The following is a 15,613-nucleotide window of genomic DNA, read 5'->3' on the forward strand; positions in this document are numbered from 1 at the left end:
ATGGCTTCCCGTCTGATTGATCTGCTCAAGCTGCAGCACCCCATCGTCCAGGCCCCCATGGCCGGCGGCGCCACCACGGTGGAGCTGGTGTCCGAAGCATCGAAGGCGGGAGTCCTGGGCTCGCTCGGGGCGGCCTACATGAGCCCCGAACAGATCGAAGCGGCAGCGCGCGACATCCGGGCGCGCACGCCGCTGCCGTTCGCCATCAACCTGTTCGCGTCCGTGCCGGAAGAGCCCATGCGCGGCGACGCCGGCCGCATGCTGGCGCTGATGGCCCGCTATCACCAGCAACTGGGCCTGACGCCTCCCGCGGCGCCCGGCCCCCAGGCCGACCCCTTGCCGGAACAGATCGAGGCCGTCCTGCGCGTGCGCCCGGCGGTTCTCAGCTTCACCTTCGGCCGCCTGCCGGCCACGGCCATCGCGCGTTGCCGCGAACTGGGCATCCTGACCGTGGGCACGGCGACCACGGTGCGCGAAGCGGTCGCCCTCGAACAGGACGGCGTGGACGCCGTCGTGGCGCAGGGCGCCGAGGCGGGCGGCCACCGCGGCACTTTCCTGGGCGGTTTCGAGGAATCGCTGATCGGCACCATGGCGCTCGTGCCCCAAGTGGTCGACGCAGTATCCGTCCCTGTTATTGCCTCCGGCGGCATCATGGACGGCCGCGGCATCGCCGCCGCCCTGGCCCTGGGCGCCGATCTGGCGCAAATGGGGACGGCCTTCCTGACCACCGTGGAATCCGGCATCAGCGAAGGCTACAAGGCGCTGCTGCCCGCCTCGCGCGCCGAGCAATCCCGCGTCACGCGCGCCTTTTCCGGGCGGCCGGCCCGCGGCATCGAAAACGCCTTCATGCGAGAGGCCGACGCCATCGCCGCCGACATCCTGCCGTATCCCCTGCAGAACGCGCTGACTCGGCCCATGCGCACCGCTGGCGGCAAGGCCGGCAACCTCGAGGTGCTGTCCCTTTGGGCCGGCCAGGGCGCGCCGATGGCGCGGCGCGAGACCGCCGCCGACCTGGTCCGGCGCCTGGTCCGGGAGACCGCGGCGGCACAGGCGCGCCGCTGAACATATTGTTCCTTAAGACGAAAACACTGTTCCACGCACGGGCTATCGCATTGTGATTACAAAGCGTCGGGCTACAATGGCGCCTCGCCGCCGGGAGCCCAGGCCCTGCCTTGCCTCCGGCTTATGAGTAACAGGGCGCTTCCCGACGCCGCCTGTCTTAGCCGCGCCGGCCCCCAGTATTGCCAGACGCGTCAATCAGACAGCAGGGCAAGCTCCGCCGCCGAAACACCCTTTCGTTGCCCATGCCCGCTCAAACCAGCAACACCACGGAATTCGCCCTGCGCCTGGAAGGTGTGGCGCTAGGCTACGGTGATTTCACCGTCTTGCGCGATATCTCCATGGACGTGCGCGCCGGCCAGGTGGTCGCCATCATGGGCGGTTCGGGCTCGGGCAAGACCACGCTGCTGCGTGCGGCCACCGGCCAGCTCACCGCGCAGCGGGGCCGGGTGCTGGCTTTCGGCCAGGACATGGCCAACGTCAATCGCGCCGAACTGCAAGCATTGCGCACCCGCATGGGCGTGCTGTTCCAGCAGGGCGCGCTCTTCACCGACCTGAACGTCTTCGAGAACGTGGCTTTCCCGCTGCGCGAGCACACCAAGCTGACGGAACCGGAAGTCACGGAACGCGTGCTGGACAAGCTCGACGCCGTGGGCCTGCGCGCGGCCGCGCACCTGAAGGTGGCCGAGATCTCCGGCGGCATGGCCCGGCGCGTGGCGCTGGCCCGCGCCGTGGTGCTGGAACCCGAACTCATTCTGTACGACGAACCGTTTGCCGGGCTGGACCCGATCTCGCTGGGCATTACCGCCCGCCTGATCCGCAGCCTGGCCGACCGGCTCGGCTGCGCCTCGGTGCTGATCACGCACGATGTGCACGAATCTTTTGCCATCGCGGACCAGGTGTACCTGGTCGGGCAGGGCAAGCTTGCCGCCTCCGGCACGCCGGAAATGCTATCGGCCTCGCAAGACCCCTACGTGCAGCAGTTCCTCAAAGGGGAGCCTGACGGCCCGGTCGCGTTCCAGTATCCCGAAACGCCCGCTTTCAAGAAGTGGCTTTCCCAACAGGAGGGACGCCGCGCATGAGCGGATCCAACAACGCCATCGGCGCCCTGGGCGGCTGGGTGCGCAACCGCGTTTCCGGCATCGGCTACTTCACCCGCTTCTTCGGCTCCATGCTGGCGCGCAGCGGCATTGCGCTGTCGCGTCCGCGCCTGGTGTCGCAGCAGGTCCACTTCATCGGCAACTACTCGCTGCTGATCATCGCCGTGTCCGGCATGTTCGTGGGCTTCGTGCTGGGGCTGCAGGGTTATTACACGCTGAACCGCTACGGTTCGGAAGAAGCGCTGGGCCTGCTGGTGGCCCTGTCGCTGGTGCGGGAACTGGGACCCGTGGTCACGGCGCTGCTGTTCGCCGGCCGCGCGGGCACCTCGCTAACCGCGGAAATCGGCCTGATGAAGGCCGGCGAACAACTCGCGGCCATGGAAGTCATGGCCGTGGACCCCATACGCCGCGTGCTGGTGCCGCGCCTGTGGGGCGGCATCATCGCCATGCCCATCCTGGCGGCGGTGTTCTCCATGGTGGGCATTCTGGGCGGCTGGGTCGTGGGCGTGCTGATGATAGGCGTGGACGCCGGCGCCTTCTGGTCGCAGATGCAGAACGGCGTCGACGTCTGGAAGGACGTAGCCAATGGCGTCATCAAGAGCCTGGTGTTCGGCGTCACGGTGACGCTGGTTGCGCTCTACGAAGGTTGGCAGGCCAAGCCCACCCCCGAAGGCGTTGCCCGCGCCACCACGCGCACCGTGGTGGTGGGCTCCCTGGCGGTACTTGGGCTGGACTTCCTGCTCACCGCCTTGATGTTTGGAAATTGATACGGATCGATCATGTCTCGCGAAAAAACCGACTTCTGGGTAGGCCTGTTTGTCTTGCTGGGCGCGATCGCGCTGGCATTCCTGGCGTTGCGCGCCGGCAACTTGAGTACCTTTTCTTTCGCGCCAACCTATACGCTGACGGCCAACTTCGATAACGTAGGCGGCCTCAAGGTGCGCGCGCCCGTCAAGAGCGCCGGGGTCGTCGTGGGCCGGGTGTCCGGCATCTCGTTCGATGACAAGACCTACCAGGCGATCGTCTCGGTCAACCTGGAAACGGCTTATCAGTTCCCCAAGGACACTTCGGCGTCCATCCTGACTTCGGGCCTGCTGGGCGAACAGTACCTGGGCCTGACCGCGGGCAGCGAAGAGGAAAACTTTGCCGATGGCGGCAAGATCCGCTACACGCAAAGCGCAGTGGTGCTTGAACAACTGATCAGCCAGTTCCTGTATGGGTCGGCGGAGAAGCAAGGCACGAACGCGCCGGAACCCGCCGCGAAGACGCCTAATTAAAGACAATGCGACAGACGCGGTAACAGCCTTGCGTCTCAGGTCCGCAATATCATAAGAATTGTTGATAGGGATACCCTGATCATGAACACGAAAGCTCTCTCCAGGATTGCCACTGTCGCCGCCGCAGGCGCGTTGATGGCTGGCTGCGCGGCGCCGCAGAACCCGGATCCTCGCGATCCCTGGGAAGGCTTCAACCGGGGTGTCTACAAGTTCAACGACACCGTCGACCGCGCCGTCTTCAAGCCGGTGGCGCAGGCCTACACCTACGTCACGCCGCAGCCGGTGCGCAGCTGCGTGCACAACATCTTCAGCAACGTCGGCGACCTCTGGTCCGGCGCCAACAGCTTCCTGCAAGGCCGCGGCCACGACTTCGTCAACACGCTGGGCCGCTTCCTGTTCAACACCACCATGGGCGTGGGCGGCTGCTTCGACGTCGCCTCGGCCAACGGCGCGCGCCGCATCCCGAACGACTTCGGCACGACGCTGGGCGTGTGGGGCTTCGGCCAGGGTCCGTACTTGGTGCTGCCGTTCTTCGGCGCGTCCTCGGTGCGCGACGGCGTGGGCCTGGTGGGCGACTACGCCGGCACGACCTACGGCTACATGGGCGTGGACTCCATCGACAACGTCCGCCTGCGTAATTCGCTGTGGGGCCTGCGCGTCGTCGACACGCGTTCCAGCCTGCTGAGCGCCACCGACACGATCGACCGCGTCGCGCTCGACCCGTACAGCTTCATCCGCGACGCCTATTTGCAGCGCCGCGCCGCCATGGTGCTGGGCCAGAAGGTGGACGACGAGTCCGCGCTGCCCAACTACGAAGACGACGAGGGCGAAGCCGCCCCCGTTGCACAACCGGCGGTCAAGTAAACCGCCAACCGCGAGTTCCGCGGTATCAGTGCTAGTAAGGAGTTTTGATGCGAGTATCCCTAGTTTCCCTGCTGCAACGTCTGGTCTTCACGGGCCTTCTGGGCCTGAGCCTGGCCGCCGGCGCGCAGGCCAAACCCGACCCCAACGGCGCCCCCGACCAGTTCGTGCTGTCCGCGGCCAATGAGGCCCTGGACGTGCTGAAGGCCGACGGCGCCGTCAAGGCCGGCAACACCGCCCGCATCAACCAGGTCGTCAACGAGCACATCCTGCCCTACGTCAACTTCCAGAAGACGACGCGCCTGGCCGCGGGCCGCTACTGGCGCCAGGCCTCCGACCAACAGAAGAAGGAACTGGCCGAGGCTTTCCGCGGCACGCTGGTGCGCACCTACAGCGGCGCGCTGACCCGCGTCACGTCCAGCACCGCCGTCAGCGCGCTGCCGTTCCGCGGCGATCCCAAGGCCGACGACGTGGTCGTGCGCACGCTGATCAGCCAAGCCAACGGCCAGCCGACCGGCGTCGACTACCGCCTGGAAAAGACGCCCCAGGGCTGGAAGATCTACGACATGAACGTCGAAGGCATCTGGCTGATCGAAAACTACCGCAACCAGTTCGCGCAGCAGATCAATCAGAACGGCATCGACGGCCTGATCAAGGCGCTGAACCAGCGCAATCAGTGACAGGCCTTGCGGCTGTCGCGGCCCGGCGCGCCCTTGCGGCCCGCCGGGCCGATTATTTTGGGGACAGACCAACCGGATACCCGGGGAAACGCCAGGGCTACCGGCCGGGCCCGCAGCGGCGCGCTTATATAATGATCAATTCGCTCTTTTCGGGCCACTTGCCGCCGTCATGTCCGCCGTCAGTCTAGAAAACGTCTCCAAGGTCTACTCCCCGCGCCAGCGCGGCTGGCAAAAGCTGCTCGGGCGCGCGCCCGGCGCCGGCTTCCAGGCGCTGGACAACGTCAGCCTGAACATCGAGCACGGCGAGTTCTTCGGCCTGCTCGGCCCCAATGGCGCCGGCAAGACCACCTTGATCTCGATCCTGGCCGGCCTGGCGCACGCCAGCTCGGGCCGCGCCACGGTCTGTGGATACGACGTCGTGGCCGACTACAAGTCGGCGCGGCGGGCCCTGGGCGTGGTGCCGCAAGAACTCGTCTACGACCCGTTCTTCACGGTGCGCGAAACCCTGCGCATCCAGTCCGGCTATTTCGGCCTGCGCAAGAACGACGACTGGATCGACGAAATCCTGTTCAACCTGGGGCTGGCCGACAAGGCCAACTCCAACATGCGGGCGCTGTCCGGCGGCATGAAGCGCCGCGTGCTGGTGGCGCAGGCGCTGGTGCACCGCCCGCCCGTGATCGTGCTGGACGAACCCACCGCCGGCGTCGACGTGGACCTGCGGCGCACGCTGTGGGAATTCATCTCGCGCCTGAACAAGGCCGGCCACACCATCATGCTGACCACCCACTACCTGGAAGAAGCGGAAGCCCTGTGCGGCCGCATCGCCATGCTCAAGCGCGGCCGCATCGTGGCGCTCGACACCACCCAGGCCCTGATGGCCCGCGTCGGCGGAGTCGACCTGGAAGACGCCTTCGTGCGCATAATGCACGAAGGCGACGAGCAACCCGCGCCCGCCCTGCAACCCGAAGAGATCTCGTCATGACCCAGCCCGCCGCGACCGCCAGCCAGCCGCTGGTGCAGCCCCGCCTGGACGCGGGTTCCGGCTTTCCAACCCTGCTGCGCAAGGAATTGCTGCGCTTCTGGAAGGTCAGCTTCCAGACCATCGCCGCCCCTGTCATCACCGCGCTGCTGTACCTGCTGGTCTTCGCGCACGTGCTGGAAGGGCGCGTCATGGTGTACGGCAGCGTGCCCTACACGGCCTTCCTGATCCCCGGGCTCATGATGATGAGCATGCTGCAGAACGCCTTCGCCAATCCCTCGTCCTCGCTGATCCAAAGCCGCATCACCGGCAACCTGGTGTTCATGCTGCTGCCGCCGCTGTCGCACCGCGACATCTTCGCCGCCTACGTGCTGGCGGCGATCGTGCGCGGCCTGGCGGTCGGCCTGTGCGTGTGGATCGTGGCGCTGTTCTTCGTCTCGCTGATTCCCGCCCACCCGCTGTGGCTGGCCGTCTTCGCGGTGCTGGCCTGCGGCATCATGGGCGTGCTGGGCCTGATCGCCGGCCTGTGGTCCGAGAAATTCGACCAGCTCGCGGCCTTCCAGAATTTCCTGATCATGCCGGCCACCTTCCTGTCCGGCGTGTTCTATTCCATCCATACGCTCCCCGCCTTCTGGCAGAGCGTGTCCCACTGGAACCCCATCTTCTACACCATCGACGGTTTCCGCTACGGATTCTTCTCGGTGTCGGACGTCTCCCCCTGGCGCAGCCTGGCGGTGGTGACGGGGGTGTTCCTCGCGCTATCGCTCTATGCGCTGCGGCTACTGGCCAGCGGCTACAAACTCAGGAACTGACGTCCATGCTTCCCACTCCCGCGCAAGTCCGCCAATACATTGCGGACGGCCTGCCCTGTGAACATCTCGACGTGCAAGGCGACGGCTCGCATTTCGACGCGGTCATCGTCAGCGCCGCCTTCGAAGGCAAGCGCCTGATCCAGCGCCACCAGCTGGTCTACGCCGCGCTCGGCGACCGCATGAAGGCCGAGATCCATGCGCTGTCCATGCGCACCATGACCCCCGCCGAATACCAGCAAGCAGGCAAGTAATGGACAAGCTACGCATCACCGGCGGTTCGCGCCTGCAAGGCGAAATCGCCATCTCCGGCGCCAAGAATTCGGCCCTGCCCATCCTGTGCGCCGGCCTGCTGACCGCCGACGCGCTGACCCTCAGCAACGTGCCGCACCTGAACGACACCGCCACCATGCTGCGCCTGCTGGGCCGCATGGGCATGCGCGCCGAGCGCGGCGCGGACGGCGCGGTCACGCTGCAAGCCAACCAGATCGACAAGCTGGAAGCCCCCTACGAACTGGTCAAGACCATGCGGGCCTCCATCCTGGTGCTGGGCCCGCTGCTGGCGCGCTTCGGCGAAGCCCGCGTCAGCCTGCCCGGCGGCTGCACCATCGGCCAGCGTCCGGTGGACCAGCACATCAAGGGCCTGGCCGCGCTGGGCGCTGAAATCAGCATCGAGCACGGCTTCGTGGTGGCGCGCGCCAAGCGCCTGAAGGGCGCCTCGGTGCGCACCGACATGGTCACCGTCACCGGCACCGAGAACCTGCTGATGGCCGCGGTGCTGGCCGAAGGCCGGACCGTGCTGGAAAACGCCGCCTGCGAACCCGAAGTGGTGGACCTGGCGGAACTGCTCATCAAGATGGGTGCCCGCATCCAGGGCCATGGCACCAGCCGCATCGTGATCGACGGCGTGGAACGCCTGCACGGCGCCGAGCACCGCGTCATTTCCGACCGCATCGAAGCCGGCACCTTCCTGTGCGCGGTGGGCGCGGCGGGCGGCGACATCGTCCTGCGCAACACCGATCCCGGCATCCTCGGCGCCACGCTCGACAAGCTGGCCGAAGCCGGCCTGACCATCGAAACCGGCCCCGACTGGATCCGCTGCGCCATGTCCACGCGCCCCCGCGCCGTGGGCTTTCGCACGCTGGAATACCCGGGCTTCGCCACCGACATGCAGGCCCAGCTCATGGCGCTGAACGCCGTGGCCGAAGGCACTTCGGTCATCGTCGAAACCATCTTCGAAAACCGCTACATGCACGTGCAGGAACTGCGCCGCATGGGCGCGGACATCGGCATCGACGGCCACACCGCCATCGTGCGCGGCGTGCCGCGCCTGTCGGGCGCCACCGTCATGGCCACCGACCTGCGCGCCTCGGCCAGCCTGGTCATCGCCGGCCTGGCCGCCGATGGCGAAACCCTGGTCGACCGCATCTACCATCTGGATCGCGGCTACGATCAGATGGAAGTGAAACTGCGCGCCCTGGGCGCGAACATCCAACGCGTTACCAAGGAACAGGCATGAGCGACGCCCCCCTCACCCCCCTGACCCTGGCGCTGTCCAAGGGGCGCATCTTCGAAGAGACCATGCCCCTGCTGGCCGAGGCCGGCATCGAGGTCCCCGAGAATCCCGAAAGCTCGCGCAAGCTGATCTTGCCGACCAGCGATCCCGGCCTGCGCCTGATCATCGTGCGCGCCTCGGACGTGCCCACCTATGTGCAGTATGGCGCGGCCGACCTGGGCATCGCCGGCAAGGACGTGCTCATCGAGCACGCCAAGGAACAGCCCGGCGGCCTGTACCAGCCCATCGACCTGAACATCGCCAAGTGCCGCCTGGCCGTGGCCGTGCGCAAGGGCTTCGACTACGAAGGCGCCGTGCACCAGGGCGCGCGCCTGCGCGTGGCCACCAAGTACGTGCAGTCAGCCCGTGAACACTTCGCGGCCAAGGGTGTGTACGTCGACATCATCAAGCTGTATGGTTCGATGGAACTGGCGCCGCTGGTGGGCCTGGCCGACTGCATCGTGGACCTGGTGTCCACCGGCGGCACGCTGCGCGCCAACGACCTGGTCGCGGTGGAAGACATCATGCCGATTTCCTCGCGCCTGATCGTCAACCAGGCCGCGCTCAAGACCCGCGGCGCGCGCCTGCAGCCGCTGCTGGACGCCTTCGAGAGAGCCGCCTCCCGCAACGCCTGACCTCCGCCCGCCGCGACGCCGCGGCGGCCGTTACCCGCTTGCTCCATGACGCCATGGCCCTGATCAATCGTCTTGACTCCCGCGATCCCGGATTCAAATCCGCCCTGTCCACGCTGCTGGCCTTCGAGGCCACCGAGGACGAATCCATCGACCGCGCCGCGGCCGGCATCCTGGCCGACGTGCGCGCCCGCGGCGACGCCGCGCTGGTGGAATACACGCAGCGCTTCGACCGCATGCCCGGCGCATCGGCCCAGACGCTGGAGATCCCCAAGGCGGAATGGCAAGCGGCCCTGGCCGCGTTGCCGGCCGCCCAGCGCAACGCGCTGGAAGCCGCCGCCGAGCGCGTGCGCAGCTACCACGAACGCCAGCGCGCCGAGACCTGGACCTACACCGACGCGGACGGCACCATGCTGGGCCAGCAGGTCACCCCGCTGGACCGCGTGGGCCTCTACGTGCCCGGCGGCAAGGCCGCCTACCCGTCCTCGGTGCTGATGAACGCCATCCCGGCGAAGGTCGCGGGCGTGCAGGAACTGATCATGGTCACGCCCACGCCCGACGGCGCGCGCAACCCCATCGTGCTGGCCGCCGCGGCCATCGCCGGCGTGGACCGCGTCTTCGCCATCGGCGGCGCGCAGGCCGTGGGCGCGCTGGCCTACGGCACCGCCACCGTGCCGGCCGTGGACAAGATCGTCGGGCCGGGCAACGCCTACGTCGCCGCCGCCAAGCGCCGCGTGTTCGGCGTGGTCGGCATCGACATGATCGCCGGCCCCAGCGAAATCCTGGTTATCTGCGACGGCAAGACACCGGCCGACTGGATCGCCATGGACCTGTTCTCGCAGGCCGAGCACGACGAGCTCGCGCAGTCCATCCTGCTGTGCCCGGATGCCGCCTTCATCGAAGAAGTACAGGCCTCGATCGAACGCCTGCTGCCCACCATGCCGCGCGCCGACATCCTGCGCGTCAGCCTGGCCAACCGCGGCGCGCTGATCCTGGTGCGCGACCTCGAAGAGGCCTGCCGGATCGCCAACGACATCGCGCCCGAGCACCTCGAGATCTCCACCGAGAATCCCGAAAAATGGACCGCGCAGATCCGCCACGCCGGCGCGATCTTCATGGGCCGCTTCAGCTCCGAATCCCTGGGCGACTACTGCGCCGGCCCCAACCACGTGCTGCCGACCTCGCGCACGGCGCGCTTTTCGTCGCCGCTGGGCGTCTACGACTTCCAGAAGCGCTCCAGCCTGATCCAGGTCTCGCACCAGGGCGCCCAGAAGCTGGGCCGCATCGCCGCCGAACTGGCGCTGGGCGAAGGCCTGCAGGCGCACGCCGCCAGCGCCCAGTACCGGATCGACCAGCCATGAGCCTGCCGGCCAGCGTCGCCGACCGCATCGCCGGCACCGTCCGGGGGGATATCCGCGAACTGGCCGCCTATCCCGTGGCCAATGCCGAGGGCTGCATCAAGCTCGACGCCATGGAATGCCCGTACGAGCTGCCCGACGCCGTCCGCGAGGACATCGCGCGGGCCGTGCGCGACACCCCGCTGAACCGCTATCCCGCGGCCGACCTGTCGGCGCTGCAGGAGGCCGTGAAGACGGCCTTCGGCGTGCCCGAGGCGGCCGACGTACTGTTCGGCAACGGTTCGGACGAGCTCATCCACATCATCGTGCAGGCCTGCTGCAACCCGGGCGACACGGTGCTGTCGCCCTGGCCGTCGTTCGTCTACTTCGACATGGCGGCGCGCTTCGACCATGCGCGCTTCGTCGGCGTGCCGCTGACGGATGATCTGACCCTGGATTTGCCGGCCATGCTGGCCGCCATCCGCGAACACCAGCCCAAGGTGGTGTTCCTGGCCGTCCCCAACAACCCCACCGGCGGCCTCTGGTCCGACGAAGAGGTCCAGGCCATCGTCGCCGCCGCCCCCGGGCTGGTCGTCCTGGACGAGGCCTACCAGCCCTTCGCCGACCGTACCTGGATGCCGCAGGTGCTGGACGCGGCCAACGTGGTCGTCATGCGCACGGTGTCCAAGATCGGCCTGGCCGGCCTGCGCTTCGGCTACCTGGCCGGCCATCCGGCCTGGATCGCGGAACTGAACAAGGTCCGTCCGCCCTACAACCTGGACGTGCTGACCCAGGCCACGCTGTCGGCCGTGCTGCGCCACAAGCCGGTGCTGGACGAACAGGCCGCCCGCCTGCGCGCGGACCGCGAGCCGCTGGCGGCCGCGCTGGCCCGGTTGCCCGGCGTGCGGGTATTCCCGTCCGCCGGAAACTTCGTTCTTGCCCGCTTTTCCGGCAAGCTGGACGGCAACGCCGTGCATCTGGCGCTGAAAACGCGCAAAATATTGATTCGCAACTTCTCCAACGCCCATCCGCTACTGGCCAACTGCCTGCGCATTTCGGTGGGCGCCCCGGCTGAAAACGCCGCCTTGCTATCCGCCCTGCAAGAGATTCTGAGTGCTTAACATGCGTACCGCAGAGATCACCCGCAACACCAACGAAACCCGCATCCGCGTGGCCGTCAACCTCGACGGCACCGGCAAGCAGACGATCGACACCGGCGTGCCGTTCCTGGACCACATGCTGGACCAGATCGCGCGCCACGGCCTGATCGACCTCGACATCAAGGCGGAAGGCGACCTGCACATCGACGCGCACCATACCGTGGAAGACGTGGGCATCACGCTGGGCATGGCCATTGCCAAGGCGGTCGGCACCAAGGCCGGCCTGCGCCGCTACGGCCACGCCTACGTGCCGCTGGACGAAGCGCTGTCGCGCGTGGTGGTGGATTTCTCGGGCCGCCCGGGCCTGGAATACCACATCCCCTTCACCCGCGCCCGCATCGGCGATTTCGACGTGGACCTGACCCGTGAATTCTTCCAGGGCCTGGTCAACCACGCCCTGATCACGTTGCACATCGACAACCTGCGCGGCGTCAATGCCCACCATCAGGCGGAAACGGTCTTCAAGGCCTGTGGCCGCGCCCTGCGCATGGCCATGGAAGTCGACCCCCGCATGGGCGACGTCGTGCCGTCCACCAAGGGCGTGCTGTAACCTCCGCCATCCACACCGCAGCAGGCAGAAAGAAGTGACCACTATCGCCATCGTCGACTACGGAATGGGCAATTTCCATTCCGTCGCCCGCGCCCTGAAATACGCCGCCCCCGATGCCGACATCCGCATCTGCAGCCAGCCCCAGGAGATCGCCGCGGCCGACCGCGTCGTGTTCCCCGGGCAGGGCGCCATGGCGGACTGCATGCGCACGCTGAACGAATCCGGCCTGCGCGAGGCCGTCGTCCGCGCCGCGCGCGAGAAACCGCTCCTGGGCGTCTGCGTGGGCGAACAAATGCTGTTCGATTCCAGCGAGGAAGGCGGCACGTCTTGCCTGGGCCTGTTCCGCGGCGTGGTGCGCCGCTTCTCGGGCCCGGATTTCGCCGAGCCTGTCAGCGGCGACGACGAGGCCTGCCTGGCCGACGCCGGCGCGGCCGGATTGGTCGATACCCGCCCCGAACGCCTCAAGGTCCCGCACATGGGATGGAACAAAGTGCGCCAAACGCGCTCTCATCCTATCTGGGCCGGCATTCCGGACGAAACGCACTTCTATTTCGTCCATAGCTATTACGCCGATCCGGAAGATCCGGACCTGACTGTTGGTGAAACCGAGTATGGCCTCGCCTTTACCTGCGCGGTGGCGGCGGCTAACATTTTCGCGGTGCAGTTTCACCCCGAAAAGAGCGCCGAGCACGGTTTGCGCCTGTATCGCAATTTTGTAGACTGGCAGCCGTAGGCCCCTGGCCCACGCCCGTCAGCCCGTTTAACCCCTATATTTTTTCGCTGCCCACCATGCTGCTGATCCCCGCCATCGATCTCAAAGACGGGCGCTGCGTGCGCCTGCGCCAGGGTGACCTGGACGATGCAACGGTGTTCTCTGAAGACCCCGCCGCCATGGCCAACCGCTGGCTGGAGCAAGGCGCGCGCCGCCTGCATCTGGTCGACCTGAACGGCGCCGTCGCCGGCAAGCCCAAGAACGAGGCGCCCATCAAGGCGATCCTGGACGCTGTCGGCGACGACATCCCCGTGCAGATCGGCGGCGGCATCCGCGACCTCGACACCATCGAGCGCTATCTCGACGCCGGCATCTCCTACGTGATCATCGGCACGGCCGCGGTCAAGAACCCCGGCTTCCTGCAGGATGCCTGTGGCGCCTTCCCCGGCCAGATCATCGTCGGCCTGGACGCCCGCGACGGCAAGATCGCCACCGACGGCTGGAGCAAGCTGACCCGCCACGACGTGCTCGACCTGGCCAAGAAGTTCGAGGACTACGGCTGCGAAGCCATCATCTACACCGACATCGGCCGTGACGGCATGCTGTCCGGCGTCAACGTCGAAGCCACGGTCCGCCTGGCCCAGCACGTGCGCATCCCGGTCTACGCATCGGGCGGCATCGCCGGCATCCAGGACATCGAAGCCCTCTGCGCCGTCGAGGACGAAGGCGTTGAAGGCGCCATCCTGGGCCGCAGCATCTACGAAGGCACGCTCGACTTCCAATCGGCGCAGGCGCGCGCCGACGAATTGGCAAAATGACCACTTCCAGCAGCACCCCAGGGGCCGGCGCGCCCGCACAGAGCGCGCTGACCCGCCGCATCATTCCCTGCCTGGACGTCACCGCGGGCCGCGTCGTCAAGGGCGTGAACTTCGTCAACCTGCTCGACGCGGGCGACCCCGTCGAGATCGCCCGCCGCTACAACGAGCAGGGCGCCGACGAACTCACGTTCCTCGACATTACCGCCACCAGCGACGGCCGCGACCTGATCCTGCCCATCATCGAACAGGTGGCCTCGCAGGTCTTCATTCCGCTGACCGTGGGCGGCGGCGTGCGCCAGGTGTCCGACATCCAGCGCCTGCTCAACGCCGGCGCCGACAAGATCAGCATCAACAGCGCCGCAGTGGCCAATCCGGAACTGGTCCGGGCCGCCTCGGACTATCACGGCTCGCAATGCGTGGTGGTGGCGATCGACGCGCGCCGCGTCTCGGCCGAGGGCGAACCCGCCCGCTGGGAAGTCTTCACCCATGGCGGCCGCAAGGCCACCGGGCTGGACGCCGTGGCCTGGGCGCGCCGCATGGCCGCCTACGGCGCGGGTGAAATCCTGCTGACCAGCATGGACCGCGACGGCACCAAGTCCGGTTTCGACCTGGAACTCACGCGCGCCGTGTCGGACGCCGTGCCGGTGCCCGTCATCGCCTCGGGCGGCGTGGGCAACCTGCAGCATCTGGCCGACGGCGTCACCACCGGCCGCGCCAGCGCGGTCCTGGCCGCCAGCATCTTCCACTTCGGCCAGCATACGGTCGGCGAGTGCAAGCGCTTCATGGCCAGCCAGGGCATCCCGGTCCGGATGTGACCTCCCGAAGCGCCTGCGGCGCTTCGGGGAACCCCGATCAGGCGTGCAACAAGGTATTGCCGTAAGATTATGAGTCCCCACGCGCCAGTGGCGGCCTGCAAGGCGCCGCGCGAGGACAACGGATGAATGAGATGAGCAACGAACCCGCCTGGATGGCCGACGTCGTCTTCGACGAAAACGGCCTGATACCCGCCATCGCGCAGGACGCCGAGAACGGCCAGATCATGATGGTGGCCTGGATGAACCGCGAATCGCTCGCCGAAACGGCCGCCACCGGGCGCGCCGTCTACTGGTCGCGGTCCCGCCAGCGCCTGTGGCGCAAGGGCGAGGAGTCCGGCCATGCCCAGGAAGTGCACGAACTGCGCCTGGACTGCGACGGCGACGTGATCCTGCTCAAAATCCACCAGCAGGGCGGCATCGCCTGCCATACCGGGCGCGCCAGCTGCTTCTACCGCCGCCTGGAAGGCCAGACCGACCAGGCGTCCTGGATCACGGTCGACCCCGTGCTGAAAGACCCCGAACTGATCTACAAATGACCCAACAAGCTGCAAGCGCCGCCGAAATCCTGGCGCGCATCGCCGATACCCTGGAAACCCGCCGGCCCGAAAACGGCGGCGACCCCCAAGCCTCCTATTCCGCCAAGCTGCTGGCCAAGGGCCCCGACGCCTTCCTGAAGAAGATCGGCGAGGAAGCCACGGAACTGGTCATGGCCGCCAAGGACGGCGTGCCCGACCGCATCGTCAGCGAGACCGCCGACCTGTGGTTCCATTGCCTGGTGGCCCTGACCCATTTCAAGCTTCGGCCCGAGGATGTGCTGGCCGAACTGGCACGCCGCGAAGGCCTGTCCGGCCTGGCGGAAAAGGCGAGCCGCCCGCAAGACTGAACACGGAACCCGGAAAAATGAGCGACAACTGTATCTTCTGCAAGATCGCCGCTGGCGAGATCCCGTCCAAGAAAGTCTACGAGGACGAGGACTTTGTTGCGTTCCACGATATCAATCCGGCCGCGCCGGTACATTTATTGCTGATCCCTCGACGTCATGTCACATCCATGCAGGATATTAGGGGGGAGGACTCAGAATGGTTGGGTAGAATGATGTCGTTAGCGCCGCGGTTAGCCGCTGAAAACGGTTGCAATCCGGGCCCTGATGGTGGATTTCGCATCATGATCAATTCTGGCGTCGAAGGCGGCCAGGAAGTCCCGCATCTGCATTTCCACATCATCGGCGGCTCGCGTCCCTGGAAAGGGCGCGTGGCCCCCACCGCGTAA

20 protein-coding genes are annotated in these 15,613 nt (G+C 67.1%); all 20 read left to right on the forward strand.

What is annotated here, in order from left to right; genetic code table 11:
* The 20 genes from HWY37_RS22880 to HWY37_RS22975 all read left to right on the forward strand — a co-directional run bounded on the left by HWY37_RS22880 (window position 1) and on the right by HWY37_RS22975 (window position 15,613).
* Window positions 1-1,062: an NAD(P)H-dependent flavin oxidoreductase gene (locus HWY37_RS22880; protein ID WP_176089925.1), complete on the forward strand. Its 1,062-nt coding sequence runs from the start codon at window positions 1-3 to the stop codon at window positions 1,060-1,062.
* Between the two features lie 242 nt (window positions 1,063-1,304).
* Complete coding sequence (locus HWY37_RS22885; protein ID WP_175208947.1) at window positions 1,305-2,141, forward strand: ABC transporter ATP-binding protein; 837 nt, start codon at window positions 1,305-1,307, stop codon at window positions 2,139-2,141.
* Window positions 2,138-2,926: a lipid asymmetry maintenance ABC transporter permease subunit MlaE gene (gene mlaE, locus HWY37_RS22890; protein ID WP_176089926.1), complete on the forward strand. Its 789-nt coding sequence runs from the start codon at window positions 2,138-2,140 to the stop codon at window positions 2,924-2,926. The genes HWY37_RS22885 and mlaE overlap by 4 nt, the downstream gene beginning before the upstream one ends.
* A gap of 12 nt (window positions 2,927-2,938) precedes the next feature.
* Complete coding sequence (gene mlaD / locus HWY37_RS22895; protein ID WP_175208949.1) at window positions 2,939-3,436, forward strand: outer membrane lipid asymmetry maintenance protein MlaD; 498 nt, start codon at window positions 2,939-2,941, stop codon at window positions 3,434-3,436.
* Between the two features lie 81 nt (window positions 3,437-3,517).
* Window positions 3,518-4,300: an MlaA family lipoprotein gene (locus HWY37_RS22900; RefSeq protein ID WP_176089927.1), complete on the forward strand. Its 783-nt coding sequence runs from the start codon at window positions 3,518-3,520 to the stop codon at window positions 4,298-4,300.
* Window positions 4,301-4,347: 47 nt separating this feature from the next.
* Window positions 4,348-4,977: an MlaC/ttg2D family ABC transporter substrate-binding protein gene (locus tag HWY37_RS22905; protein WP_175208951.1), complete on the forward strand. Its 630-nt coding sequence runs from the start codon at window positions 4,348-4,350 to the stop codon at window positions 4,975-4,977.
* Between the two features lie 169 nt (window positions 4,978-5,146).
* Window positions 5,147-5,959, forward strand: a complete 813-nt coding sequence (locus tag HWY37_RS22910; RefSeq protein WP_175208952.1) for an ABC transporter ATP-binding protein — start codon at window positions 5,147-5,149, stop codon at window positions 5,957-5,959.
* Window positions 5,956-6,768, forward strand: a complete 813-nt coding sequence (locus HWY37_RS22915) for an ABC transporter permease (RefSeq protein ID WP_175208953.1) — start codon at window positions 5,956-5,958, stop codon at window positions 6,766-6,768. Before HWY37_RS22910 ends, HWY37_RS22915 begins: the two co-directional genes overlap by 4 nt.
* Window positions 6,769-6,773: 5 nt before the next feature.
* Window positions 6,774-7,019 carry a BolA family protein gene (locus HWY37_RS22920; protein ID WP_175208954.1) on the forward strand — a complete coding sequence of 82 codons (246 nt, stop codon included), beginning with the start codon at window positions 6,774-6,776 and terminating at the stop codon, window positions 7,017-7,019.
* Window positions 7,019-8,284, forward strand: a complete 1,266-nt coding sequence (murA, locus tag HWY37_RS22925; protein ID WP_176089928.1) for a UDP-N-acetylglucosamine 1-carboxyvinyltransferase — start codon at window positions 7,019-7,021, stop codon at window positions 8,282-8,284. The genes HWY37_RS22920 and murA overlap by 1 nt, the downstream gene beginning before the upstream one ends.
* Window positions 8,281-8,955 carry an ATP phosphoribosyltransferase gene (gene hisG, locus HWY37_RS22930; protein ID WP_176089929.1) on the forward strand — a complete coding sequence of 225 codons (675 nt, stop codon included), beginning with the start codon at window positions 8,281-8,283 and terminating at the stop codon, window positions 8,953-8,955. The genes murA and hisG overlap by 4 nt, the downstream gene beginning before the upstream one ends.
* A gap of 53 nt (window positions 8,956-9,008) precedes the next feature.
* On the forward strand, window positions 9,009-10,313 hold the full coding sequence (gene hisD / locus HWY37_RS22935; RefSeq protein ID WP_176089930.1) for a histidinol dehydrogenase: 1,305 nt from the start codon (window positions 9,009-9,011) through the stop codon (window positions 10,311-10,313).
* A complete protein-coding gene (gene hisC, locus HWY37_RS22940) occupies window positions 10,310-11,410 on the forward strand; it encodes a histidinol-phosphate transaminase (protein ID WP_176089931.1) in 1,101 nt (366 codons plus the stop codon). Before hisD ends, hisC begins: the two co-directional genes overlap by 4 nt.
* A 1-nt stretch (window position 11,411) precedes the next feature.
* Entirely contained in the window at window positions 11,412-11,999 is a 588-nt protein-coding gene (gene hisB / locus HWY37_RS22945) for an imidazoleglycerol-phosphate dehydratase HisB (protein ID WP_042795706.1), read from the forward strand.
* A gap of 34 nt (window positions 12,000-12,033) precedes the next feature.
* Window positions 12,034-12,732 (forward strand): imidazole glycerol phosphate synthase subunit HisH, encoded by a 699-nt coding sequence (gene hisH, locus HWY37_RS22950; RefSeq protein WP_176089932.1) that lies wholly within the window; start codon window positions 12,034-12,036, stop codon window positions 12,730-12,732.
* A gap of 56 nt (window positions 12,733-12,788) precedes the next feature.
* The gene (hisA, locus tag HWY37_RS22955; RefSeq protein ID WP_175208960.1) at window positions 12,789-13,529 is read left to right on the forward strand and encodes a 1-(5-phosphoribosyl)-5-[(5-phosphoribosylamino)methylideneamino]imidazole-4-carboxamide isomerase; all 741 of its coding nucleotides are present in this window, start codon (window positions 12,789-12,791) and stop codon (window positions 13,527-13,529) included.
* Entirely contained in the window at window positions 13,526-14,344 is an 819-nt protein-coding gene (hisF, locus tag HWY37_RS22960) for an imidazole glycerol phosphate synthase subunit HisF (RefSeq protein WP_175208961.1), read from the forward strand. Before hisA ends, hisF begins: the two co-directional genes overlap by 4 nt.
* A 131-nt stretch (window positions 14,345-14,475) precedes the next feature.
* A complete protein-coding gene (hisI, locus tag HWY37_RS22965; protein WP_042795709.1) occupies window positions 14,476-14,880 on the forward strand; it encodes a phosphoribosyl-AMP cyclohydrolase in 405 nt (134 codons plus the stop codon).
* Window positions 14,877-15,227 (forward strand): phosphoribosyl-ATP diphosphatase, encoded by a 351-nt coding sequence (locus HWY37_RS22970; protein WP_175208962.1) that lies wholly within the window; start codon window positions 14,877-14,879, stop codon window positions 15,225-15,227. The genes hisI and HWY37_RS22970 overlap by 4 nt, the downstream gene beginning before the upstream one ends.
* Before the next feature lie 17 nt (window positions 15,228-15,244).
* Window positions 15,245-15,613 (forward strand): histidine triad nucleotide-binding protein, encoded by a 369-nt coding sequence (locus HWY37_RS22975; RefSeq protein ID WP_175208963.1) that lies wholly within the window; start codon window positions 15,245-15,247, stop codon window positions 15,611-15,613.

The organism is Achromobacter anxifer, from assembly GCF_903652925.1.
Lineage (GTDB): Bacteria > Pseudomonadota > Gammaproteobacteria > Burkholderiales > Burkholderiaceae_B > Achromobacter > Achromobacter anxifer.